The 22,052-nt window shown below is 43.1% G+C and carries 23 protein-coding genes and 1 tRNA gene; 4 read left to right on the top strand and 20 right to left on the bottom strand.

Annotation, left to right across the window (positions count from 1 at the left end; all coding sequences use genetic code 11):
• Positions 1–35: 35 nt before the first annotated feature.
• Positions 36–782, top strand: coding sequence for a tRNA pseudouridine(38-40) synthase TruA (gene truA / locus ACOOFG_RS03410; RefSeq protein WP_420422240.1), 747 nt, complete (start codon positions 36–38; stop codon positions 780–782).
• 23 nt (positions 783–805) lie between these two features.
• Positions 806–1,678 (top strand): methionyl aminopeptidase, encoded by an 873-nt coding sequence (locus tag ACOOFG_RS03405; protein ID WP_420422662.1) that lies wholly within the window; start codon positions 806–808, stop codon positions 1,676–1,678.
• Here the strand turns inward: ACOOFG_RS03405 and ACOOFG_RS03400 are convergent.
• The 6 genes from ACOOFG_RS03400 to ACOOFG_RS03375 all read right to left on the bottom strand — a co-directional run bounded on the left by ACOOFG_RS03400 (position 1,675) and on the right by ACOOFG_RS03375 (position 7,519).
• Positions 1,675–3,735, bottom strand: a complete 2,061-nt coding sequence (locus tag ACOOFG_RS03400; protein ID WP_420422239.1) for an AAA family ATPase — start codon at positions 3,733–3,735, stop codon at positions 1,675–1,677. The genes ACOOFG_RS03405 and ACOOFG_RS03400 overlap by 4 nt on opposite strands.
• A 278-nt stretch (positions 3,736–4,013) precedes the next feature.
• Entirely contained in the window at positions 4,014–4,376 is a 363-nt protein-coding gene (locus ACOOFG_RS03395; protein ID WP_420422238.1) for a hypothetical protein, read from the bottom strand.
• Positions 4,377–4,517 (bottom strand): hypothetical protein, encoded by a 141-nt coding sequence (locus ACOOFG_RS03390; protein ID WP_420422237.1) that lies wholly within the window; start codon positions 4,515–4,517, stop codon positions 4,377–4,379. It abuts the gene before it with no gap.
• A 75-nt stretch (positions 4,518–4,592) separates the two neighbouring features.
• Positions 4,593–5,747 carry a hypothetical protein gene (locus ACOOFG_RS03385; protein WP_420422236.1) on the bottom strand — a complete coding sequence of 385 codons (1,155 nt, stop codon included), beginning with the start codon at positions 5,745–5,747 and terminating at the stop codon, positions 4,593–4,595.
• Between the two features lie 3 nt (positions 5,748–5,750).
• The gene (locus ACOOFG_RS03380; RefSeq protein ID WP_420422235.1) at positions 5,751–7,118 is read right to left on the bottom strand and encodes a dipeptidase; all 1,368 of its coding nucleotides are present in this window, start codon (positions 7,116–7,118) and stop codon (positions 5,751–5,753) included.
• 191 nt (positions 7,119–7,309) lie between these two features.
• Positions 7,310–7,519: a hypothetical protein gene (locus ACOOFG_RS03375; protein WP_420422234.1), complete on the bottom strand. Its 210-nt coding sequence runs from the start codon at positions 7,517–7,519 to the stop codon at positions 7,310–7,312.
• 128 nt (positions 7,520–7,647) lie between these two features.
• Between ACOOFG_RS03375 and htpX the strand changes: the two genes are divergently transcribed.
• Entirely contained in the window at positions 7,648–8,565 is a 918-nt protein-coding gene (htpX, locus tag ACOOFG_RS03370; RefSeq protein ID WP_420422233.1) for a protease HtpX, read from the top strand.
• Here the strand turns inward: htpX and ACOOFG_RS03365 are convergent.
• From ACOOFG_RS03365 to ACOOFG_RS03310, 12 genes are all read right to left on the bottom strand, one after another.
• Positions 8,546–11,251: an ankyrin repeat domain-containing protein gene (locus tag ACOOFG_RS03365; protein WP_420422232.1), complete on the bottom strand. Its 2,706-nt coding sequence runs from the start codon at positions 11,249–11,251 to the stop codon at positions 8,546–8,548. The genes htpX and ACOOFG_RS03365 overlap by 20 nt on opposite strands.
• A 97-nt stretch (positions 11,252–11,348) precedes the next feature.
• Positions 11,349–12,677 (bottom strand): D-glycero-beta-D-manno-heptose-7-phosphate kinase, encoded by a 1,329-nt coding sequence (gene rfaE1 / locus ACOOFG_RS03360; protein ID WP_420422231.1) that lies wholly within the window; start codon positions 12,675–12,677, stop codon positions 11,349–11,351.
• Positions 12,678–12,840: 163 nt separating this feature from the next.
• Positions 12,841–13,845, bottom strand: coding sequence for an ADP-glyceromanno-heptose 6-epimerase (rfaD, locus tag ACOOFG_RS03355; RefSeq protein ID WP_420422230.1), 1,005 nt, complete (start codon positions 13,843–13,845; stop codon positions 12,841–12,843).
• Positions 13,823–14,710 (bottom strand): 4-(cytidine 5'-diphospho)-2-C-methyl-D-erythritol kinase, encoded by an 888-nt coding sequence (gene ispE / locus ACOOFG_RS03350; protein ID WP_420422229.1) that lies wholly within the window; start codon positions 14,708–14,710, stop codon positions 13,823–13,825. The genes rfaD and ispE overlap by 23 nt, the downstream gene beginning before the upstream one ends.
• Entirely contained in the window at positions 14,682–15,308 is a 627-nt protein-coding gene (gene rplI / locus ACOOFG_RS03345) for a 50S ribosomal protein L9 (protein ID WP_420422228.1), read from the bottom strand. The genes ispE and rplI overlap by 29 nt, the downstream gene beginning before the upstream one ends.
• A gap of 3 nt (positions 15,309–15,311) precedes the next feature.
• Positions 15,312–15,551 carry a 30S ribosomal protein S18 gene (gene rpsR / locus ACOOFG_RS03340; RefSeq protein ID WP_420422227.1) on the bottom strand — a complete coding sequence of 80 codons (240 nt, stop codon included), beginning with the start codon at positions 15,549–15,551 and terminating at the stop codon, positions 15,312–15,314.
• Positions 15,552–15,560: 9 nt separating this feature from the next.
• Positions 15,561–15,848 (bottom strand): 30S ribosomal protein S6, encoded by a 288-nt coding sequence (gene rpsF / locus ACOOFG_RS03335; RefSeq protein ID WP_420422661.1) that lies wholly within the window; start codon positions 15,846–15,848, stop codon positions 15,561–15,563.
• Positions 15,845–15,895, bottom strand: coding sequence for a twin-arginine translocation signal domain-containing protein (locus ACOOFG_RS03330; protein WP_420422660.1), 51 nt, complete (start codon positions 15,893–15,895; stop codon positions 15,845–15,847). The genes rpsF and ACOOFG_RS03330 overlap by 4 nt, the downstream gene beginning before the upstream one ends.
• A complete protein-coding gene (pth, locus tag ACOOFG_RS03325; RefSeq protein ID WP_420422226.1) occupies positions 15,874–16,446 on the bottom strand; it encodes an aminoacyl-tRNA hydrolase in 573 nt (190 codons plus the stop codon). The genes ACOOFG_RS03330 and pth overlap by 22 nt, the downstream gene beginning before the upstream one ends.
• 11 nt (positions 16,447–16,457) lie before the next feature.
• The gene (locus ACOOFG_RS03320; RefSeq protein ID WP_420422225.1) at positions 16,458–17,015 is read right to left on the bottom strand and encodes a 50S ribosomal protein L25; all 558 of its coding nucleotides are present in this window, start codon (positions 17,013–17,015) and stop codon (positions 16,458–16,460) included.
• 49 nt (positions 17,016–17,064) lie between these two features.
• Positions 17,065–18,006 carry a ribose-phosphate diphosphokinase gene (locus ACOOFG_RS03315; RefSeq protein ID WP_420422224.1) on the bottom strand — a complete coding sequence of 314 codons (942 nt, stop codon included), beginning with the start codon at positions 18,004–18,006 and terminating at the stop codon, positions 17,065–17,067.
• Between the two features lie 27 nt (positions 18,007–18,033).
• Positions 18,034–18,105, bottom strand: a tRNA-Gln gene (locus ACOOFG_RS03310).
• Positions 18,106–18,257: 152 nt separating this feature from the next.
• Between ACOOFG_RS03310 and ACOOFG_RS03305 the strand changes: the two genes are divergently transcribed.
• The gene (locus ACOOFG_RS03305) at positions 18,258–19,409 is read left to right on the top strand and encodes an Lpg1974 family pore-forming outer membrane protein (protein WP_420422223.1); all 1,152 of its coding nucleotides are present in this window, start codon (positions 18,258–18,260) and stop codon (positions 19,407–19,409) included.
• Positions 19,410–19,964: 555 nt separating this feature from the next.
• Here ACOOFG_RS03305 and ACOOFG_RS03300 read toward each other — a convergent pair.
• Together ACOOFG_RS03300 and ACOOFG_RS03295 are read right to left on the bottom strand one after the other, a co-directional pair.
• Complete coding sequence (locus ACOOFG_RS03300; RefSeq protein WP_420422222.1) at positions 19,965–20,648, bottom strand: hypothetical protein; 684 nt, start codon at positions 20,646–20,648, stop codon at positions 19,965–19,967.
• Positions 20,629–21,819 (bottom strand): inverse autotransporter beta domain-containing protein, encoded by a 1,191-nt coding sequence (locus ACOOFG_RS03295; protein ID WP_420422221.1) that lies wholly within the window; start codon positions 21,817–21,819, stop codon positions 20,629–20,631. The genes ACOOFG_RS03300 and ACOOFG_RS03295 overlap by 20 nt, the downstream gene beginning before the upstream one ends.
• Positions 21,820–22,052: the final 233 nt, after the last annotated feature.

Genomic DNA, 22,052 nt, shown 5'->3' with positions numbered 1-22,052 from the left:
AACATTAATCCCTCTATGCTATCATTTTCCGCACTATGGAAAAGAAGAACATCAAGCTTATCATTTCTTATGACGGCAGCGCTTACTTGGGCTGGCAAGCCTCCAATGTAGGAGTCTCCATCGAAGGGACCCTTAAAGAGGTCCTCGAAAAGATTCTGCAACAAGATGTCAATCTGCAAGCAGCAAGCCGGACCGATGCCGGAGTGCATGCAGAAGCTCAGGTCGTGAACTTTTTTTTAGAAAAGCCTCGCAACTTAGAACAACTTCATAAAAGCCTGAATCAACTGCTCCCAAAAGACATTCGCATTGCCGCTATTGAAGAAGCAGCAGAAGACTTTCATCCAACGCTAGAGACAAAAGGAAAAGAATACCACTACCGCCTTACCCGCTCCCATGTCCAACTTCCGTTCGATCGCCTCTTTGCTTGGCATTACCCCCTCCCTCTTGATCTAAAAAAAATGGAAGCAGCGACGCAGTTCTTTATTGGAGAGCATGACTTCCAAGTATTTGGAAATACCGCTGACCCCAAACCAAAAGATACCATACGGACACTCTACCGACTCGACCTCATTTCAAGTGAAGATGAACTCCGTTTCGAGATACACGGCAACAACTTCCTCTACAAAATGGCGCGCAATATAGTTGGGACTCTTGTCTACATTGGAGCTGGAAAACTCTCATTAGAGGATGCAGAAAAACTCATCGCAACAAAAGACCGCACTCTAGCTGGAATGACTGCACCTGCACATGGACTCCTCCTAAAAAAGGTGTTTTATGTATAATGCTTCGAAAGAGGTTAAACATGATTTCAAGAAATGATCCGTGCTGGTGTGGAAGTGGAAAGAAATGGAAAAAATGCCACGCCCCAATTGAAGCCCCAAGAAATTTTGACACATTTCAAAAAGAGTACTTTAGTAAATACCAAATCATGCTCAAAACACCAGAGCAAATCGAAGGAATCCGCCGCTCTTGCCACTTAGCCGCCAACATGCTCAAAAAGACCTGCGCTCTTGCAAAAGCTGGTGTCACAACAAATGAACTCAATGACTTTGTCGTAGAAGAGCACAAAAAAGCAGGCGCCAAACCTGCCCCGCTCGGATACGGAGATCCCCCTTTCCCCAAAGCCATTTGCACCTCGCTTAATGAAGTCATCTGCCACGGTATTCCCGACGATCGTCCTTTGGAAGATGGAGATATCATGAACATCGATATCACCTGTATTCTAGACGGTTTCTATGGAGATACAAGCGCCATGGTCTGCATCGGTGAAGTCTCAGAAGAAAAACAGCTCGTCGTGGATGTTTCTTACGAATGTCTCATGCGCTCAATCAAAATCCTCAAGCCAGGCATTCCCGTTTCAGATATCGGCCAAGCCATTGAAGACTACGCCTCAGGCCAAAACTGCTCAGTCGTCAACCAGTTTGTCGGACATGGGGTTGGAGTCGGCTTTCACGAAGCTCCCCAAATCCCCCACCATTATAACCGCATTGACATCCCTCTAGCAGCAGGGATGACATTTACTATTGAGCCCATGATCAACGCCGGAGTCCGCTCAGGAGAAATTGATCCATCAGACGGCTGGACAGCCCGCACGCTTGATAGCAAACCGAGCGCTCAGTGGGAACACACCATTCTCATCACCGATGAGGGGTACGAAATCCTCACCCTCCCTGATTAAGCATAAGTCCAAGGCCAGCGCAACCGAAACACTTTTTTAGGAGGATCTACCGGACGCTCATCACTTTTTGGGGATTCTTCAACTTCCCTTCTTTTGGCTGGAGCATCTTTTGCTTTTTTCATCACATCAGCTTCTTGAATGCGTTTAGCAGCAATTTCCTGAATAACGTCATCTACAAGCTCAGTGTCAATCACAGTTTTAAGCTCGAGTTGCTTTGCTTTTAATACGAGATGTCTTTTCATCTGAGGAGCTAAAAAACGTCCTAGAAGAACATATTTTGCTAGAATTTGCTGCTCATCTTGAGAAAGTTGCTTTTCATCAAACTCTGCAACCTTCAATCCCATTTTCATGATCATTTGCTTAATTTCCAAAAGCTGTTTTCTCATCTCAAAAAACTGCGTCAGTTCATTTTGACGACTTTGGGCTTTCGTAGAAGCTGCTTCAAATTGCTCTTTCAACCGCGAAGACTTCTCTGCAACTTGGTCCAATGTATCTGGATCAGCCAAAGCGCCCTGAGAAAGTTGCAGTCTCATTTCACGAGTGGCCTGGAGAACTTCCTCATTCACCGAGCGCTGTGATTCTGATGTTCTTTTAATGCATTCGCGCAAAACCTCTAAAGCAGGATCGACTGCATTCGTGATTTGGCCCAACTCAGGGATTTTTTCGCGAGCTTGCTGAGCAATGTATTGCAATGTCGTTTCATGATCTTCTAAAAAGACGTCAGGCGCATCCTCCAGAATGGAGTCTGATAGGATTTTAATCATCTCTGGCAGGTCTGGCTTTTCGATGAAAATCGTTTCAAAACGTCTTGAGAAAGCGCCTTGTTCCATCACATCTCGCTCATACTCTTCATCTGTTGTGATTCCAATAAAGAATGGGAAACTATCACAGCCCTTATCGAGCAATGTTTTAAGCTGCTGCGCTAGAAGTTCCCGCTTTCCGGGTTTACACGCTTCCTGCAATTCATCAAAAACCACAATCACATCGTTTTTGTTTCGTCCCATTTTTTTGATGACCTGCCGCAACATTTCTCCATTACCCATAAAGCCGTTATCAACAAGGTCAGCCGTATTAAAGTAAAAAACTTCTTTTCCTTTCAGACTCTCTATTTTTCCACGAGTCACAGCTTCAGAAACTGCCAAAACTGTCTCAGTCTTTCCAATGCCCGATTTTCCAACTAGCAAGACCTTTTTGCCTGATTCTAGCGCTCCTACAATCCTTTCTATGTAATCTCTCCTGCCCTCTTTCACATCTAGTCCCAAACGGACCTTTTCACTTAAGTTCTTACCTCTTGGGAGTGTTGAAGGTGCCGGCTTGATCAAAGGATAGATCACACTCAGTATTAGAATCGAAACGATGACGTAACCAAAACGTTTTCCTAACTCAGCATCAAGCTCAAAAATCGAGAGAAGCGTCGCAGGCAATGCGATAAAAAATTGAAAAAGAGACATCATTTTGTAGCCCTTCGATTCCTCATCATACTTGGTATCAGCTGGAGAAAGTAATTCCGCGATTCCGAATGTTGCAAAAAGGATTTCGATCAAGGAAATGATGCGATGAAAACCACCCAAGACGACTCCTTCTGCAAACTGAAGTTCAGCTTTTTTGGGGAGAATCATTTCTGTCCCTACTCTAAATGGCCACCAAAGTGCGACAAGAGACACACATTTAAAAAACAGAGAAAAAGGAACGATAACAATGGTTGGAAGATACTGCCCGACTTTTGTCCCAATCACTGTGACAAAAGCCAAAGGGAGCTTTATGTATGAAATAGCAGTATCAGCATGAGTCTTTTCTAGAAAATACTCAGCAACCTTCTCTGTTTTTTTTGCGGATTGGATCAATTGAGAAGAATTAGGAACTGTAAAGACTTTTGCTAGGTGTCCCAAAACTAAATCTGGACTTTGAATCGCTTCTTTGCTCACCCACTCTTGAACAGCTTCTTGAATGATTTCTTCTTGCTGAGTCACAGACTTTCCTTCAAAGTCCGTGATCCATGCGTTGTCTATTGACTGCCTTGAATCAAAATGGTCTACAAGTCTTGTTGATAACGACATTGGCATCATCTACCTCCATCCAAAAAACATTTGAACTAGAATTTTATAAAAAATGTACTTGAGTCACTTTCCCTCGATTTGCGGAAGAAAGCATAACATGTATAAGAGAAAAAACAAAATAGTATTCAAAAGCCTGGCCAGAACAGAAAGTCACCATTATGGATAAGGGAGACGAAATTCACACCTTGTCTGATGAAGCCACATTAAAATGAAGTGTTTGGCGCAGGCACTTGTAAATGTAGCAAGCCATTCCATGAACCGGAATGGCTTTTTTAATCCTAAGACTTGTCTGAAAAAGTGACTGTCACTTTGCACTCATTTGGATCTCTAAAAGGGATGCCCAATTCTGATATGAAGCCATTTTTAAATGAAATTGTTCCATAGGAGTGATCTGTTGGCAAAACGCTACTGACCATGTCTGTAGAAATTTCATGAGCAATTGAATAATGAGCTGACTTATACTCAAGGGAAAGCATGTTGAGCGCTCCTATTGGAACCATATTAAAGCACGCAATTCCCAAAAAGTGTTTCTCTGGACCAGGAAATTCGTTGTAATCCACCCCGACATAAAATTGAAGTCCTTCATCTTCCAAAAAGCCCATAGGGATCAGAGTATGTTCTCCAGGATGTAGTTCTCTCACTCACTCCTTGCATTCTACCGTAATAAGATACTCCGTTGTAGAATTGACAATTTCAAAATAATAAAGAGCGTAATCATTCGCCTTGAGTGTCGACATGCATGTCATCAAAGCGCAAATGATTAGTAATTTAAACCGCGTCATTTCAGCCTCCTATCAAATGAGAAATGAAGGCGAGTTTGGAAAAGACAGGATTAAATGTCAAAAATTGTCTTTACCTTAAGAAACTTCAAGACCTTGTTGCTGCATCCCCTTTTTAACAACAAAGATCTCTCGCTCTAGAGAAACGAGCTCTGATTTGGTTTGCTCGAGTTTTTTTTGTTTATCAAGTACTTGATTCTCGAGGGTATGAACATGCTCCTCCTCATTTGCCTTAGCCTCTTTGAGCATCTTAGTCAGTTTGGTATGATCTTTTTGTATCTGCTCATACATTTTCTTGATCGTCGTTTTGTCTTTCTCAAGTGTTTTTAGGATGAGCTGCTGACTGCGATCTTCATGCTCCTTCGGCTTAGCAGGTGCCTTTACTGTCTTAGCTCGAGCTTTAGGAGCCGGCTTTTCCTGTAGCTGCTGTCGTTGACTTAAGATGACAGCGCGAAATTTTTGGAAATCATTTTGAGCCGCATCAAAGAGAAGCTGCATCTGAGCATACTCTGTGCGTGCTTGATTGAGTTTTTTAAGCCGCTTTCGATTCTCTTCTAAGAGACGTGTATGCTGCTCTTGAAGACTTTCAAGTTCTTCCATTGATTCATCAGCTTGGAGTTTGAGCGCTTCAATTTGACGATGCTGTTTCAACGACTCAGCTGAGAGGGTTTCATTTTGATGCTGGTTTTTCTCCGCTTCAACACGACTCGCTTCAACCAGTTGCAGTAGCGCTTGCATTTCATCATGAGAAGCCATGAGCTCTTTTTGAAGCCTCTCCACTTCAGACTCGACTTGCCTTTTTTCCGATGCAGCTTTTTCTCCTACCGTGTGAAGAGAAACCTTCAACTCGGCAACAGACTGATCCCCTTCGCTTTTGAGCGCTTGGTAATACTTTTTCAGTTCTTCCATTGCAAGGAATGAGATGGTTAAAGCAAGTGCAAGTGAGCACCCCCAACCAAACTTCCAAAGAGCCACTCCATGCGTTCCAAAGAAAAATTGAGAACCAAAGTAGGCTGCAAATGCCAAAAGTGTGACAGAAAGACCATTCATCCGCCATTTCCAAACGAGTAGTAAGCCTAAAACTGAAACACATGGGAGGAAAGGGTCATAAAAAGTTGGAAGAGAAACAAGCAAGGTTAACAGAATTAGCAGCGGCCCAATCAGCATCCAAAAGAGAGGCTTAATTGGTGAGGAGGAAAAGTCACTCCACTGTTTGATGTACCGCTTGACCATCGTTTATTCTCCGCTTAGGATTTCTACAATCCTCGCAATGCTTAAAAAGCCCATTTCAAATCGCTCAAGACCGAAGCTTTCATTTGGAGCATGCATCCCATCTTCGGCAAGACCTACTCCAGTCATCACAAGTTCGGCTCCGCTAATCTTAGCGAGCTCTGGAACAATCGGAATGGTCGCACCGCATAAGACCTTCTTACAAGAAGTCTGAAACACCTCTTCAAAAGCTTGCGCAGTCATTTCAGCGAGCTTTGAGTGGGGAGATGTGATCATCCCTCGCGACCCATGCCCGAGCTCCAGTTTTACATCTATACCCGCTGGAAGCTTTTTTTTCAAAAAATCAGCAATGAGACTTAAAATCTCTTGAGGATCTTGATCAGGAACAAGGCGGCAGGAAAGCTTAACCATCGATTTCGCCGGAATGATCGTTTTAAAACCTTCACCCGTATACCCGCTACTCACTCCATTGACTTCAAGGGCAGGCCGAATCCAATTAGATTCGAGAAGTGAAAACCCATTTTCCCCTGCAAACGCCCCAACTTGAAAAGGAGCGGCTAAATCTTTTGGATCAACATCCCAAGCAAACGCCTCTAACTCTTCTTTTTGAAAGGACTTCACCTTGTCGTAAAAGCCCGGAATTGTCACTCTCCCCTCATCATTCCACATCGCACTCACAGCTCTCATCAAGGCTCGAGCAGGATTCACAACAAATCCCCCAAACGACCCCGAGTGGAGATCAACTGTTGAATTGCGACAACTGATATTGATCGTCGTGATTCCACGCATGCCAAGTGTAATTGCCGGCTCTTTTTCGCCTAGCATGTCAAAATCAATCACAAGAAAATAATCAGCTTTGAGTTTTTCTTTCTTTGCCTCAAGAATGCCCGATAATCCTTCACTGCCAATTTCTTCTTCTCCCTCAATGCAAAGCTTCACATTCACGCCTAGCTTTTCTGCCATGGCATGAAAGGCTTTGAGAGCAGTCAATGTGTAAAAGCATTGTCCCTTATTGTCGACGGCACCACGCGCCACGACTTTCCCTTCTTTCACGGTCGGTTCAAATGGCGGAGAGTTCCACTCCTCTAAGGGAGTAACAGGTTGAACATCGTAATGGAGATAAAAAAGGAGTGTGGGACGATCAGGACCCGCTGATAGGTTTTCCCCATAAAGCGTTGGATGACCAGACGTTTCCCAAAGCTCTGTTTGAAAACCAAACGTCTCGAGATATTTTTGCAGCCAACCTGCACATGCAAGCATGTCTTTTTGGTGTGCCGGATCTGTGCTAATACTTGCAAACTTGAGAAAGGTAAAGAAATCATCGTAAATGGTATCGCGATGATCTGCAAACCACTGTTTGAATTGATCTATCATGAACCTATCCTACTATTGTAAGGTTGATGATTTTTGAACGATTTTTTTTCAAATTCTAGTCTCATTTCGACGCACATACTTGAAAAAGTAGTGCTAGAAGTGAGGCTAGGGTTTGGGAAAAATGAAACAAAAAGCATAGCTTCAAAATAGTGGGAAAGGTTCATATGCAAAAGTCTACCGCAGTGAGCGATTTAAGAATAGTCTAAACGATCTCTTGCATTTTCCATTAACATCGAGAGAAGAACGGGATCACCTGCGTAATCCAATTCAACATCCATGTCACCCTCGTCGGAAGGCTCCGTGCAAGTAATTAAAACATACGAAAGTTGCTTTTTTGCAAGAGCACTTTTGAGCGCATCGATTTCCGTCGGCTCAAAATCAATTGGGATCACTTTTGGCATACTTTAGTCGTCCACGTGGTTTTTTGTTCTTGATCGCACACTTTACTTTTTCCGCAAAGTGTAAAAATAAAAATAGTAAATATGAAAATCCCAAATTTGTTAAAATGTAGACAAATTTGAGGTATGATATGAAATTTGCAAAAAGAATTTTTTTATTTCTCATCATCAACTTTTTAGTGGTGATGACCATTTCTACTGTTCTCTCTGTTTTGGGAGTGAAACCCTATCTGAATGCTTATGGCCTCGACATCCGCTCTCTTCTAATCTTTTGTGTCATTTGGGGTATGGGAGGTGCGCTCATCTCACTGGCTTTGTCACGCAAAATGGCCAAGTGGCTCATGCGCGTGCAAATTATCGATCCGACCCGTGCAACAGGAGCTCATTTAGCTCTGACAAGCACTGTTGAACGGCTCTCTCGCAGCGCTGGACTGTCGGCAATTCCTGAAGTTGGCATCTTCAACTCCCCCCAGCCAAACGCCTTTGCAACAGGGCCCTCTCAAAAACGAGCACTTGTTGCTGTTTCAACTGGGCTGCTCGAAAAGATGAGTGACTCAGAAGTCGAAGCCGTTTTAGGCCATGAAATCACTCACATCTCTAATGGGGATATGGTGACGATGACTCTCATTCAGGGGATCGTCAATGTCTTCGTCATGTTCTTGGCTCGTATTTTAGCCTACGCCCTTTCGATGCTTGGGCGCGGAGATAATAGACGAGGCTCTTTCATGAGCTTTTATCTGCTAACCTTTGTGTTTGAAATTCTGTTCATGATCTTGGGATCGATGGTAGTAGCCTTTTTCTCGCGGAAAAGAGAATTTCGTGCAGACTTGGGTGGTGCGGCACTATCGAGTAAAGACAAGATGATCGGAGCTCTTGAGCGCTTAAAATCTTTTTCAAAAGAGGCTCGCAGAGTGCCTGAGCAAAATAGCCAAGCAGCAATCAATGCAATGATGATTTCTCGCCCAAGTAAGTTAGGACTTTTGAGACTGTTTGCAACACATCCCCCACTAGACGAGAGAATTCAGCACCTTAGAGGAGAAGTCGTTTAACCCACTCTGACCAAGTGCGGCCAAAACTCTTTTTAAAGATCCCGCTGTTCCTGGTTCGCAAGTAGCCCATGCTCTCAAGCATTTTTGCAATTCCCATCGGCAAGGTTTCTTGGGGATTCAATGACAAAACCTCTCCATAACAGTCCATGAAACGCGAATAGTCTAGACCCGATTGAACAGTGACATCCCGTCCATTTAGCTTTTCAGGGAGTTCCACTCCGTGGCGAGCAAAAAAATCTTGTACCTGTTTCCCTGACAATGCCTTAGAATCCGACATCTGAGAAATTTCTCGTTTAACCTGTTTATAGGGACCTTCTATCCACCTTTTAGAAATAACTTCTCTAAAGTAATTCAGCATATATTCTTGAAAATACTCATCTTTATTACGCGTTTCTAAAACCGCTTTCACTAGCATATTAGGTTGATAGTACTGATCAAAACGGTTTTCTTCTTCCATACGCGTCCGATTGATATCTGTAGGAAGGTCTTCGGGATCAGGTGGCTCTGCAGGAATGCCGCGAGTTTCTCCAATCATGCTCAGTGCATATTTATAGGCTCCACGCTGCCCTTTATAGATGTGGTTTTGAAGCAGCTCTAAGCGGAATTTTCCTAGATCAATCATGATTCGATCATCAAACGTTAAAATTTGATAGTCTCGATTGGCTAGCATGCAATAAATTTGGTATAGAACGATGTGCCAATCACGTGCACAGTGCCCTGCATAAGCCAAATCAAGAAGTGCCGACCTTTTTATCCTTTGAAAGTTATCTTTCTCTTCGTTTCTATACTGCCCTTCTAAAGCTTGAATCTCTTTTAAAATGGCTTGATCTACTTGAGCTGCCAAAGGATCTTTAGGAGAAATAGATTGGTCTTGAATACTTTCATCAGAAATGACTGAAACTTCAATGTCTTTTGAATAGTATAAACTTGGATCACTGCGAAGCTTCTCAAAATACATCCCAATTTTTACTTGAACCTCAGGCGTTTCTTTATCAAAACGTTTCAGAAGATCTTTATCATGAGCAAGTTCTCTGAGAGCTTTTTGTCGCAATGCAATAGGAGATAAAGCATTGCCATCATAACGTAAGTAGTAGGCAATTTGTCTTAGCGTCAATTCAAGGCGCTTGAAAAGAGCTTCTTTTCTCTTGGGATCCGCAGGTAGTCCCTCGATTGATCTGCGCTGCGTAACTGTGCTGATCAGGGTCCTTAAACACTGCTCTAATTCTTCCGGACTATAGAGGTGCCCTTGGAACGTTCTTTCTTCTTCTGACAACTCTCCTAATTTCTTAAATTCTTCTACAAGCGTGTGAAGAAAGATGTGCTTTGGAGGAGATTCGATCGCTTCTGCTTCAATCGTCTTGTCTTCAAAGTTTCCATAATGTGCGTGATTTACTTCATAAAGAGCATTGAGAATCCAATCCGTTTGGATTCTACCATATTTGATCTGAAGCGCGGCTAAATCTTGAACAAATTCAGAATAACTCAAACAGCAAGCAAGTCGTTGCATTGCCTGGTCAGACGCCATAAAAAAGACCTTTTCCAAGGGATTGAAATCTTTTCGTTTTGCCCGCTCAACCAGCGAAGGAATGGCCCAGTCGAGATACTTTTCTCCGCTTAGCCAGTTGCGGGGATTCCACCTCTTTCGTCCTGTCGGGAGAAAATCAGAATCTTCTAAAAACTCGCGGTAGTAGTCCGCATCGTTTTGAAATTGCTCAAAGGTAATCAAGCGTGTGCCATTGGGACGCAAGGTTGTAATATGAGCTCCATTTTTTACGAGAACCCTTGCAAAACTCCAGTCTCGATCGTCTACTGCTTTTTCTAAGATGGTATGCCCGTCCTTGTCCGCAGCATTCACGTCCCATCCAGCTCGCACCATTTGCGTCTCAATCAACTCTTTCTTGCGCTCATAAATCAGGCTCATCACGTCATAGTGAGACAATTTTTTCTCAGTTGGTGGAGTTGCACCTCTCTGAATCAATTTTTCAACCATGGGATAATCTTTCTTTTCCCATGCATAATTTAAAAGCGTGTTTTTGCTTCGGTCCACAAAGTTGTTGACTAGATGCGACTGATCGACAATTTCTAAGGCTAAATCGGCATTTCCTTCTAGATAGGTAATAAGAGCAGGAGTGAAATGGTCTGTTGACTGTTTTGCACTCGGATTTGCTCCATTAGATGAAAGAAGGCGAATGGTTTCTTGATCCTGATTTTTCGCCGCAAGATGATAAAGAGTTTTGCCCTCCCAAGTGAGATTGGAATCACAAGATTCCTGTTTTAAGAGGCGTTTCAAGACCTTTATCTGCTTCTTTTCGTAAGCGATAAAAATCAGCGGCTTCCCTTGAAATCTTTGATTGGGATTCCAACCAATTTTTAGAAAAAAATCTAATTGTTTTTTGTCACCGTCTTCAATCGCCTGACAAAACTGTCGCCCTGAATCCAAAGCATAGTGGTGCATCACGTGATAGAGAATATTGCTTAAGACGAAGAATGCAGGATGCAATAGGAGGCTAATCACTAGATGTGTAACTCTCCCAGTTAAACTGGGGAGGAATTCGCTTCCCTTCGGAACTGTTTCACTGAAAAGTCCATAGAGGGCATACTGCCTTTGCCTGATCGACTCTTCATAGGGGCGTTGGATAAACCGAAGGACCCCGTTGTAAGCCTGTATTCCTGCTTGAATGACCATAAAATGCTAATTTATTGTAAAATTGAAGAAATTATATCGATTCAATACAAATATGTAAAGAAATAGAAAAGTAATATAATCAAATTTTAATTATTGATTAGGCGTTTACGAGATCGTGATGGTGATCGACTGAAAGAAGGTTCTCTCCATCTAGGCTGAAAACTCGGGTAGGGTGAATTTTTTCACACAGGCTAGAAAGGCTATCAGATTTTAAGACAATGTAGTCGACCTCATGCAAGGATGATAGAAGGGCTACAAAGTGTTCATCAGGCTCCTCGTCCGTCAGATAAATCATGAGCTTTTCTTCTGAATCTGAAAGAGCTAAGGTTTGAATTTTCGCAAAAAGGGCTGCTGACAAATCTTCTGTTGAGCTCAGCCCCAAAATCGTGAGCTTTTTATTTTTTAGAGCTTGCTCTAAGGCAAAGAGGTGATGCTCATCAAAAACTTTATTCACCACATTGGTTTCCAAGAGGCGCTCTGCAATGTCAGAGAGAGACACGCGCACACATCCGAGCCTTTCAATTGCAATGCTTGCCGCCACATTCGCAAGGTGCAACCCATCTTTAAGATCGAGATCTGCAGCATAGGCCATCGCTGTAACGGCTAACACAGTATCCCCTGCACCCGTCACATCGGTCACTTCACGCGCTTTCACTGGAAAATCGAAACGGTTTTTCTTTTTGTCGAATAAACTGATGCCTGCTTCAGAGCGTGTCACCATGATATGCTTTGTCTGAGTCATGCAAACAAGCTCATGACCTACTTGATCGAGCGTCGCTTCACTTCCTAGTTTTGCCGCTTCAACAGCTTCCTTGAGGTTGGGCTTGATCATCGTCGCCTGCTCATAGCGTGAGAAGTCATCTCCTTTCGGGTCGACAAGAATAGGGATTTTCCGTTTATTCCCCTCTTGAATCAGCGCGGCAAGTAAAGTCTTCGATAAAAAACCTTTTCCATAATCAGAAACAGCAATCACTTCAATTTCATCAAGGTGAGACTTGATATAGGTGAGAACCTTTTTTTCAACGGCTGGATCAATAGAGGTAAGAGTTTCATCATCGACACGCATGAGCTGCTGCGAGCCAGCAATCAATCTATTTTTCACTGGCGTGCAGGTCTTTTTTTGAACAAAAAGACCGCTTGTGTCGACAGCTTCTGCTTCAAGAAGGCTTTTTAGCCTTTTTCCTTCAAGATCGAGACCAATCCGCCCTACGCACACGACTGACGCTCCAAGAGCTTTAAGATTTAGGACAACGTTTCCTGCCCCACCTGGGAGGTGCTGCGTCTCTTTGACGTGCAAAATCGGAACAGGCGCTTCTGGAGAAATCCGCTGCACGCGCCCTGTCGTGTAGGTATCTAGCATGAAGTCCCCAACCACGAGAACGCGGGTGGGTTTGAGTTGGCTAAAAGAGCCAATGAGTTTAGCCACAGAATGCGACCTAGGCGAATTTGAAGGGATTTTCAATTTTCTCCTCCAGATTCATTATGACAAACTGGTCGCATACTTGAGTAAAGTAGGGACCTGTTTGTCATGAGGGAGCTGGAAGAAAAGAAAAATTCAAGCAGGTTCGAATAGGTTGGATTTTGTGGCGTTACCATCTCTCATCCTTTAGGAGGTAATTACTTACGTAATCATGGACTCCTGATTCAAAAGAATAGTCGTTTGCAAAGGTCCACTTGTTTTCTTTGACCCCTTGACGGAACTTGCTCATTTCGGCGCAGGTATAGTTTTGGTATTTGCCGATGAGGTCCTCAGGCATTGGGATATATTCGATATTGGTCTTTTTGCCAAGAGCTTTGAAGATGATTTCTGCCATCTTGTTCCAAGTATTGGCTTCGCCACTTCCGGCATTGAAAATGCCATTGAGATCGTGGTCAAGGAAAAAGCAAGTCATTTTGACAGCGTCTTTCACATAGTAAAAGTCGCGACATTGATCTCCATCTTTGAACTTCTCGGGCTCGGAAGATTGAAAGAGGCGCACCTTTCCCGTTTCTTGGATTTGACGGGTCATGTGCATGACCATGGAGGCCATACGCCCTTTTTCATATTCATTCGGGCCATAGATGTTAAAATATTTAAGACCGACAACCTTGTTTAAGACCCCTTGTTCTTGTAGCCACTTGTCAAAAATTTGTTTGGAAAAACCGTAAACGTTGAGCGGTCGGAGCTCATCGAGCTGGCTTTCATTATCGGAAAAGCCAAGCGAGCCATCGCCATAGGTTGCTGCCGAAGAAGCATAAATGAAGCGGTGGTCATTTTCGAGAGCATACTCAGCTAAGTGCACAGAAAAACGGTAGTTCGTTTCCATGAAAAGGTCGCCGTCATCTTCGACAGTACTTGAACAAGCACCCAGATGAATGAAAGCTTCGACTTCCGACTCTCTTCCCAAGAGGTATTCGAAAAGCTCATGGCGAGAAATGAAGTCAACAAAGCGCTTATGGCGCAGGTTTTTCCATTTCTCTGTCTTTCCAAAATCGTCAACTAGGAGAAGATTGGAATATCCCTTTTCATTCAAGTAACGGACCACCCCCGATCCAATAAAACCGGCGGCTCCTGTCACAACAATTAACTTATCATCGTAGAGTTGTACTACCATAGGACATCATTTTCTCACATTCAGGACTATTGTACCAACAATTTTCTGGTCGCGAGAAAAAAGTCACAGGAATCATCTCGACTCCAGCAAGTTTAGGCGCTTCGACATCCCCAAAGCAAAAAAAAGTGCTGCCGCTTCCTGTCATGACTACAGAGTCAAATCCTAGAGACAAAAGATCTCGTTTCACTTGGCCAAGTTCACATCGCAGCGCAAAAGCAGGAGCTTCCAAGTCATTGACAAACACCTGGTCATGGAGCAATTTTTCTGGATCTTCGCTAGAACAGGCATTCGGCTTGCAATGTCGATAAACAAGAGGTGTTGACATCCCGCCTTCGGGTTTGGCTAACCACAGCTTTCGTTTGGGAAGAGGAGCAAGCGCAGCAATTTTTTCCCCTCGCCCGGTGCAGTATGCGCTGCCTGGAGAAAAAAAGAAGGGTGCATCGGAAGAAAAGGTTCCCGCCCATTTTCGAAGATCAGCTTCCGTAGCAACACTGCCACTGAGCTCGTTAAGAGCCCAAAGTGTTGTGGCCAGATTGCTGCTTCCGCCTCCTAATCCGGCTTCGACAGGGATCCGTTTTTCAACGTGAATTTGTATCGGAAAAGAAAGACCGGTTTTTTCTCGAAAGAGTTCGCGAGCTCTCCAAATGAGGTTGGTTTCGTCGCAAGGCAAGCTTGAATCACTTGCTGTCAGGGTGTCAAAGTCCCCTCTTTCGAAATGGAGAATATCCCCAAGGGAGATGGCTTGCATGAGACTTGCGATCTCATGGTAGCCATCTTCACGTTTCGCAAGGACGCGAAAAAAGAGATTGAGCTTCGCTGGAGAAAAAAGCGTCAGCTTATTCTTTGCTTCTCTCTTCAAGTTCATCGCGCATCTCGGCTTTCTGCTCTTTCACGGTTGGGAGAGGTTCTCCTTCTTCAGAAACTGCTTCTTCTTCAGCAGCCTCTTTCGTTCCCTCTTCCTTGACCTTCACACGCGATTTAACCTCTTCAATCTGCCCTTCGCCAATGACTTTCAAGAAGAAAGATGCAGGAACATCTTCTTTCAGACGAAGTTGAATTTCAAAAGTTCCCACTGTTTTAATGGGTTTTGGCAACACCACATTGCGACGCTCGAGTTTTACGCCTTCTTCCTCTTCGAGAACTTTGACGATATCGACTACGGCAACAGAACCATAAAGATGTCCTTCTTTATCGCTCTTAACGTTGGTCTTAAGCGTTTTTCCTTTGATTTTAGCAGCAAAAGCTTCTGAATCTTTTTTATCAGCAGCAGCTTGCTTTGCACGCTCTTCTTTCAGCCTTTCCTGCAAACGAATGGTGCGCTTGTCAGCGATGACGGCTTTCTTTTGAGGCAAAAGGAAATTACGAGCAAAACCTGGCTTGGCTTTAACGAGATCACCTTTGCGTCCAAGATTGACAACATCTTCTAGTAAGAGAAGTTGATTGGGAAGTTTATTTTTATGCATGTATTATTCCTCCGCTACAAAAGGCAAGAGAGCCATGTGTCTAGCTCGTTTAATCGCCGCACAAAGAAGTTTCTGAAAACGGTGAGAAACTCCAGTAATACGACGAGGGAGAATTTTTCCTCGCTCTGTGATGAAACGAGAGAGCGTATCGATATCTTTATAATCGATTTTCTTAACACCTGCATTCACAAAGGGGCAGGTTTTACGTTTTTTAAATCCGAGATCACCAAATCTTTTACGCATGATCACTCCTTATGCTTCGGGCAGTGGTTGGAATTCAACTTTTTCAACGACTTTTTCCGCCTGCAATGTGATGAAACGGATTAAATCTTCGTTGAGATGGTATTCTTTCCACATTTCTGCAATCGCGCTCGGGATCACAGAAAAATAGAGAAGATAGTAGTAGCCTTGTTTGTGGCCATTGATTTCATAAGCAAGTTTTTTCCGTCCTTGATCATGAATTTTGAGGATCTCTCCTCCATGCTCTTCAATGAGATCTGTGATGCGACTAAGTGCTTTTTTTTGCGCATCTTCGCTCAAAGAGGCACTGAGGATGTACATCCCTTCATAAAGTCTCTTCTGCTGATTTTTCATAGGTTTCCTTCATTAACCATTTATCTAGAAAGTCAACGCCTTCCTCAATCACTTTCGGCAGGTCTTTTTGTTCTTCGGCCGTGAAAGGAGAGAGAACGTAATCTTCGAGATATCCGCTCACGCGGTCTCCAATTCCAAGGCGAAGGCGTTGGTATTCTTGTGTTCCCAAATGGGACTCAATATCTTTTAGCCCATTGTGACCTCCTGAACTTCCTTTTTCACGGAAGCGGAGTGTCCCAAAATCTAGGGCAATATCATCTGTGACAACGAGAAAGTGGGTCAGGTCGATTTTATAATAATCTAAAACCTTGCGTACAGACTGCCCAGAGAGATTCATGTAGATCTTGGGAAGCAGTAAAATCACTTTGCTTTCATTTACTGTTCCCGACGCAACCTCTCCTTGCATGTTGCGGTCAGCTTTAAACGTCCACCCTTGTTTCTCTGCAAAAGCTTTCACCACCATAAATCCAAAGTTATGGCGCGTGTTTTCATATTTCTTCCCCGGATTTCCGAGGCCAGTTATGAGAAAGCTTTCACTTGTCACTTTAGTTCACCTTAACGTTTTGCAATGACAACGACGACTTCTTCAGGTTTGATCAGTGAGCGGACAGCTTCACTTATCTCGATGTCGCGGATTCTCTTTGTTTGTCCAATCGCTAAACTGCGGATATCCATTTTAAAATCTACAGGGGTATCTTTTGGCAGACAACGTACTCGTACATGGCGAATCACGGGGCTTAAAAATCCTCCCAATTTGATTCCCACACAATCAGCTTGGCCTTCAAAAGAAATCGGCACTTTGAGATCAACTGGGACATCATCTGAAAGAAGTAAAAAGTCAAGATGAAGAACCTGGTACATTGTGGGATGATACTGAATGTCTTTAACAACTGCTTTAGACTTCTTCCCATCAAGGTCCAGTTCAAAAATCGTCGTTGGCAAATACCCTTTTTTAAGGCCACGTAAAATGGCGTGAAATTCACTTCCATTGACAGTGACACTTTCTCCAGGCTTGCCATTTTGGTAGATCACAGCGGGAATGTCCTTGCGAAACCGAATTTGCGTCAGTTCGCTTTTCTTTTCTCCACTGCGCTTTGACAGCTTGAGTTTCATGCACTCTATCCTTGAGTTTGGTTTTTATATAATCTGTCCATGGGTGAGATTAAGTGCGAGGACGGAAAAGAGCGCTAACTGACTGCTTATTCGCAATCGAGTCGATCACTTTTCCAAAAAGTCCCGCTACCGAGAGCACTTCAACATGAGAACGATCTATCTCTTTAGAAAGGGGTACAGAGTCGGTTACTAGCATCTTTTCTATTCCAAAGTCTCGCATCGGATCTTTGGTTAAAAGAGGATGGGTCACAGCGGCAAAAATCCGCTTTGCCCCAGCTTCTTTACAAGCTAAAGCTGCATTTTTAAGTGTGCCTCCTGTCGAACAAATGTCGTCGACAAGAATCACATCTCTCCCCTGCACATCTCCAATGATCGCATTTGTTTCAACATCGGTTGCATTCATCCGACGTTTATCGACAATGGCAAAATCGGCATGTATTTCATTTGCTAGAAGTCGTGCCAATTTAATGCTTCCAATATCTGGCGTCACCACAACGGGATTTTCAGCGCCTAAACGTTGAATTCCTTCTGCTAATACAGGTCTTGCATAGAGGTTATCGACAGGGATGTCGAAAAAACCTTGCACCTGCTCGGCATGAAGGTCCAGTGTGACCACCCGTGAAACTCCAGCTGTTACCAGCAAGTTTGCCACGAGTTTTGCCGTGATTGGAACTCTTCCCTTGTCTTTACGATCTTGGCGTGAATACCCATAATACGGGATCACAGCTACAATTCGATGGGCAGAGGCCCTTTTAAGAGCATCGATCAAAATCAGAAGCTCCATGAGATAGAGGTTGGGCTCTTTCGCAATTGTTTGAATCACGAACACGTCCCGACCGCGGACATTCTCAAGTATTTGAACGCCTATCTCACCATCAGGAAATCTTTCTATATTTGTCAGACTAAGTTTGACTCCAAGTGACTTGGCAATGTCTTCCGAAAGTTGCAAATGAGATGTTCCAGAGAACAACATATAGTCAGGTTTTGACATTCATCAAATCTAGTCAGCAATTCATATTTGGGGTGGGAGGATTCGAACCTCCGCATGGCGATACCAAAAACCGCTGCCTTACCGCTTGGCTACACCCCAGCATATAGGTAAGGATTGATTTTGCCGATACTTTCAATTTTTTTCAAGCGACTTCGTGTCATTCTTCACTAAATTGAAAAATTTCCTTGAATTCAAAAGCATTTCTCTCTAACAAGGGGAGAAACTAAAGAATTTTCTGAGGCACTTAGTATATGAAAAGATTTTTTCTTCCTGTAACTTTGTTTCTTTTGGCAAGCGTGAGTGGCCACTCTGATGAGTATCAAGATGCAACTCTTGCGCAAACCATGCAAAACGGTCGAAGCTCGCAAACTGCAGCTTCAAAAGTGAACCAACAGTATAATGGGGCAACTCCTACAGACCCCAATGTTGTTTCCCATTCTTCAATGGGTTGCATTGACTCTGGATTTACCATCCAAGCCGATTTCCTTTGGTGGCGTGCGAATATGGACGACCTTGACTATGGCCTCCAATTGAATGACACTCTTTTCCTTTCTACAAGCGGAAAGATTGTTGAGCCTGACTTCAATTATGACCCAGGTGTCCGCGTTGGGGCTGGCTATGATTTTGGACGTTCCAATTGGGATATCTTGCTTGCTTGGACTTACCATTACTCCAAGGCAACTGACTCATCAGGCAGTCCTAATGTGCCTATTTCTCTTATCGCAACTCGCGGTCAAACATTCAACGCTGGAAACTATAAAATTGTCATTGGAGCGACTGGACGCGCAAGTTGGAGAGTTCATCTGAACACAGCCGACCTTGAAATGGGATTTGATCATTTCTATACTAAGCATTTCTCTGTCCGCTCCCACTTCGGTCTAAAAGCTGCTTGGATCAATATGGAATACCATGCAAGCTATAAAGATTTGATCGACACAGGAGATGGCCAAGCCAACTCCATCACAAATTATGAAAAACTCAGCTTGCGCACGAAAAGTGATTTCTGGGCTGTTGGGCCCCGAATGGGACTGCAAAGCTTCCTCCATATGTGTTGGGGCTTTAGCTTCTACGGAAAAATTGCCGGATCGCTTGTTTATGGAGAATATGATACAAAAACTCGTCTCTTCATCGAAAGAGAGCAAGTTCCTTTTCCCTTCACAGCAACAACCACAGACATTCCTTTCAAGCATGACGATTTTTCTCGTCTAAGAGCCGTTGTAGAAATGTCGATTGGACTTGAGTGGTCGTATTGCTTTTCAGGCGATTACCTACTTAGCTTGCACCTAGGTTGGGAAAACCAATACTGGTGGAACCAATTGGAAGCACGCTTGCTAACAGATTACCAACCAAATGGTGACCTCACTTACAGCGGAATTGACGCGGGAATTCGCTTCGATTTCTAAGCTGAGATTTGTGCAAAAAATTGCATAAAAAAAGCAGTCTTCGGACTGCTTTTTTTGCTTTTCAAAAATTCCCAATTTTAAATCAGTTTAGCTATACATGCTCAATCAAGAAAACAAAAGTTAGAGCAGAAAGAAACTTCCAACCGTCTTTCATTACAAATACTTGGAATTTCCTTTTTCGGGGGTTTCTAGCTCCAAAAAACACTTGCAAACAGACTATTTTGAGGGTTTGTATCTCTAAAACGCCCAAATGCGTAGAGCATTAGGCAAATTCAGATAGCGCACTCCCTATATGGGCATAACATATGCTTAAATCCTACCAAAAAACGATCGATCGCGAAATTATTTTTGTGGTGACGAAAGACGATTCTAACCTTAGAAATCTACAAGTTGTGCATCTTCACCTTTTCTAAAAGCATCAAAAAAAGTCATGATCTTTTATCTTTTGAGACAAAGCTTAATGGGGCTTTGGCACTTCTGCATTAAAGACTATTCTATGCCAACAATGAGATCTTATGTAGCCTGCACTCAGAGCTCAGGTCTTCCTCCGATGCTTCACTGTGTACAGATGTAAAAATCCGCCATACTAGGAAAGAACTCTATTGTTTCGCCATTGTTATTTGCACTTGTTGTATTTGATGTATACCCAAAAACGCCTCCCACAAAGTTATTCAAGTAATAGGCAGGATCGTAAGGCGATTTATTCCCAATCAGTTCTACACATACATTTGCCCCCGACCGCAAATTTGTAATAAGAGCTGCAGGAGACGTCAAGTCGGTGGTTCCTGACCAAGTATTGTCGATAACCTTAATAAAAAGAGTCTCTGGGCTCTCCCAAACCCTAAAAGCAACTCTGGTATTCCAGGCATTATTAGCACTGGCATTTTTAATCGTATTGTTTTCAAAAATCAAAAGACCTGGCCCTGCAAGCCCCCAACCACCCGACGCATGTCTAATGCTATTTCCGCTTGGATCACCTATTATTTGGTTGTTTGTAATCGATAGAGTTCCGAAGTTCTCAACAGTAGGGCCAAAAGGTAACAATGTTCTTCCTGTACCTAAGGCGATCGCAGTAGTCTCAGTCGAAGTGGAGAACGTCGCATCAAACATGTTATTGTCTATGAAATAATTTGCATCCGGAGCAGTTGAGAGAACGCTAACACCGAAGGCTCGCTCACCTATCAAATTAATCGTATTGTTTCTAACAACAAGATCTCCACTACAATACACCACTTCCATCCTCAGCATTATTAAACCCGTCATAATCCACATTAAATACATTGTCATGAATATTGACATTTCTCACTTCTTGCGCAAATACTGCTGTAGCAAATTCATCTAAAGTTATTTTTACTTCATTATTTATCGTTACCCCCGCTACCTCATTATCGTTGGCAACTGTAACAACTCCGACCCTGAGATTATTTGATGTTTCGAGTATGGGGTTACTCAGAGCTTGAGCAGGAACTGTAATGGTTCCATTATTTGTAGGAAGAGTATGGTTTATTCCCGCCCCAAATAGACGTTGATTATCTTTTAATACGACTCCTTGATCGAGCCCTGTACTTGTTCCATCACCTGGAAAAACATAAATAACATCATGCGTTTTACTCGCCATTTCGGCTGCTCTAAGAGTCGAAAATGGAGATTCAAAAGTGCCGATAGAAGAACTTGTATTATCTACAAACCAAAAAAAGTAGGGCTGCCCAGTAATAGGGTCGATAACCGCTATCCCTTCAGAAGAGGTCTTTTTCTTTTTACATGTGTCTACTGGGATAATTTCAGAACGGGTGGCTCCATGAATTAAGTAGTCATCAATAAACTTAGAGTTGCTTCTCTTTTTTGAGCACTTGAATCGACTAGATGATCTCTTTCCAAGAGGAATCGTGAAGCGCACTTCACCATTCCCTCGAAGATGAAAGACCTTATCATAACTCATTGATCCTGAAATCGAAATGAAGTCGGCCATCTGAAACGTGAGCTTGAACTTACTCCCCCAGGAAGATTTACAGGAATGACTATTATAGTAATAAGGTCCTCCGCTCAAATCGATTGCATACTTTGAAAAATCTAACACTCGAACAGTCCCAATCACATCAAATCCTTTAAAAGCAGACTCCTGTCGAAAACTGTAAGATACTTGACCATTTTGAAGTAAATTGTGTCCTTGAAAATATGGAGGAGACGATGGATTGATAACTGCTATATAGCTTTGATCAAAATGATGAGAGTTTTTTCGTCCCACAGGAAAGTAACCATTAACATTTACACTCCAAAAATCACCAAAAACTTCAGCTCCTATACCAACTTGATGATAGTGATAACGATGGGTGTTCCTGTAATCATAAAAAGCATTGAATCCATATGAGACTTTTTCATCTAGATATCTAAGGCCTAAGCCTGTATTCACTGCAGGATTACCATTGTTAAATACATGAACCTGTCCCTCCTAATAGGGGATCAGAACATTGAAAAAACAGCCATTAGAAGAAACGAATGCTTCAATCGTCGTGTATCCACTGCTGAAACCTACACCAGATCCCTCCAAATGCTTCAGAGACAAGTGACTATTGACGCTCCGTTGATTCTGAGAAAGTGATGCATCCCGAGTATGTCCTTCAGAAAACGCGCAAGTAAAAAAAG

The sequence above is a fragment of the Simkania sp. genome, from assembly GCF_965215465.1.
In the GTDB taxonomy this organism is placed as follows: domain Bacteria; phylum Chlamydiota; class Chlamydiia; order Chlamydiales; family Simkaniaceae; genus Simkania.
This window is presented reverse-complemented; position numbering and strand designations above follow the sequence as displayed.

What these genes read in the sequence shown, in the direction of transcription:
- truA (WP_420422240.1), top strand. Translation starts at nt 36, where the DNA reads ATGGAAAAGAAGAACATCAAGCTTATCATTTCTTATGACGGCAGCGCT.
- ACOOFG_RS03400 (WP_420422239.1), bottom strand. Translation starts at nt 3,735, where the DNA reads ATGTCGTTATCAACAAGACTTGTAGACCATTTTGATTCAAGGCAGTCA.
- ACOOFG_RS03390 (WP_420422237.1), bottom strand. Translation starts at nt 4,517, where the DNA reads ATGACGCGGTTTAAATTACTAATCATTTGCGCTTTGATGACATGCATG.
- ACOOFG_RS03385 (WP_420422236.1), bottom strand. Translation starts at nt 5,747, where the DNA reads ATGGTCAAGCGGTACATCAAACAGTGGAGTGACTTTTCCTCCTCACCA.
- ACOOFG_RS03380 (WP_420422235.1), bottom strand. Translation starts at nt 7,118, where the DNA reads ATGATAGATCAATTCAAACAGTGGTTTGCAGATCATCGCGATACCATT.
- ACOOFG_RS03375 (WP_420422234.1), bottom strand. Translation starts at nt 7,519, where the DNA reads ATGCCAAAAGTGATCCCAATTGATTTTGAGCCGACGGAAATCGATGCG.
- htpX (WP_420422233.1), top strand. Translation starts at nt 7,648, where the DNA reads ATGAAATTTGCAAAAAGAATTTTTTTATTTCTCATCATCAACTTTTTA.
- ACOOFG_RS03365 (WP_420422232.1), bottom strand. Translation starts at nt 11,251, where the DNA reads ATGGTCATTCAAGCAGGAATACAGGCTTACAACGGGGTCCTTCGGTTT.
- rfaD (WP_420422230.1), bottom strand. Translation starts at nt 13,845, where the DNA reads ATGGTAGTACAACTCTACGATGATAAGTTAATTGTTGTGACAGGAGCC.
- ispE (WP_420422229.1), bottom strand. Translation starts at nt 14,710, where the DNA reads ATGAACTTGAAGAGAGAAGCAAAGAATAAGCTGACGCTTTTTTCTCCA.
- rplI (WP_420422228.1), bottom strand. Translation starts at nt 15,308, where the DNA reads ATGCATAAAAATAAACTTCCCAATCAACTTCTCTTACTAGAAGATGTT.
- rpsR (WP_420422227.1), bottom strand. Translation starts at nt 15,551, where the DNA reads ATGCGTAAAAGATTTGGTGATCTCGGATTTAAAAAACGTAAAACCTGC.
- ACOOFG_RS03320 (WP_420422225.1), bottom strand. Translation starts at nt 17,015, where the DNA reads ATGAAACTCAAGCTGTCAAAGCGCAGTGGAGAAAAGAAAAGCGAACTG.
- ACOOFG_RS03315 (WP_420422224.1), bottom strand. Translation starts at nt 18,006, where the DNA reads ATGTCAAAACCTGACTATATGTTGTTCTCTGGAACATCTCATTTGCAA.
- ACOOFG_RS03305 (WP_420422223.1), top strand. Translation starts at nt 18,258, where the DNA reads ATGAAAAGATTTTTTCTTCCTGTAACTTTGTTTCTTTTGGCAAGCGTG.
- ACOOFG_RS03300 (WP_420422222.1), bottom strand. Translation starts at nt 20,648, where the DNA reads ATGGAAGTGGTGTATTGTAGTGGAGATCTTGTTGTTAGAAACAATACG.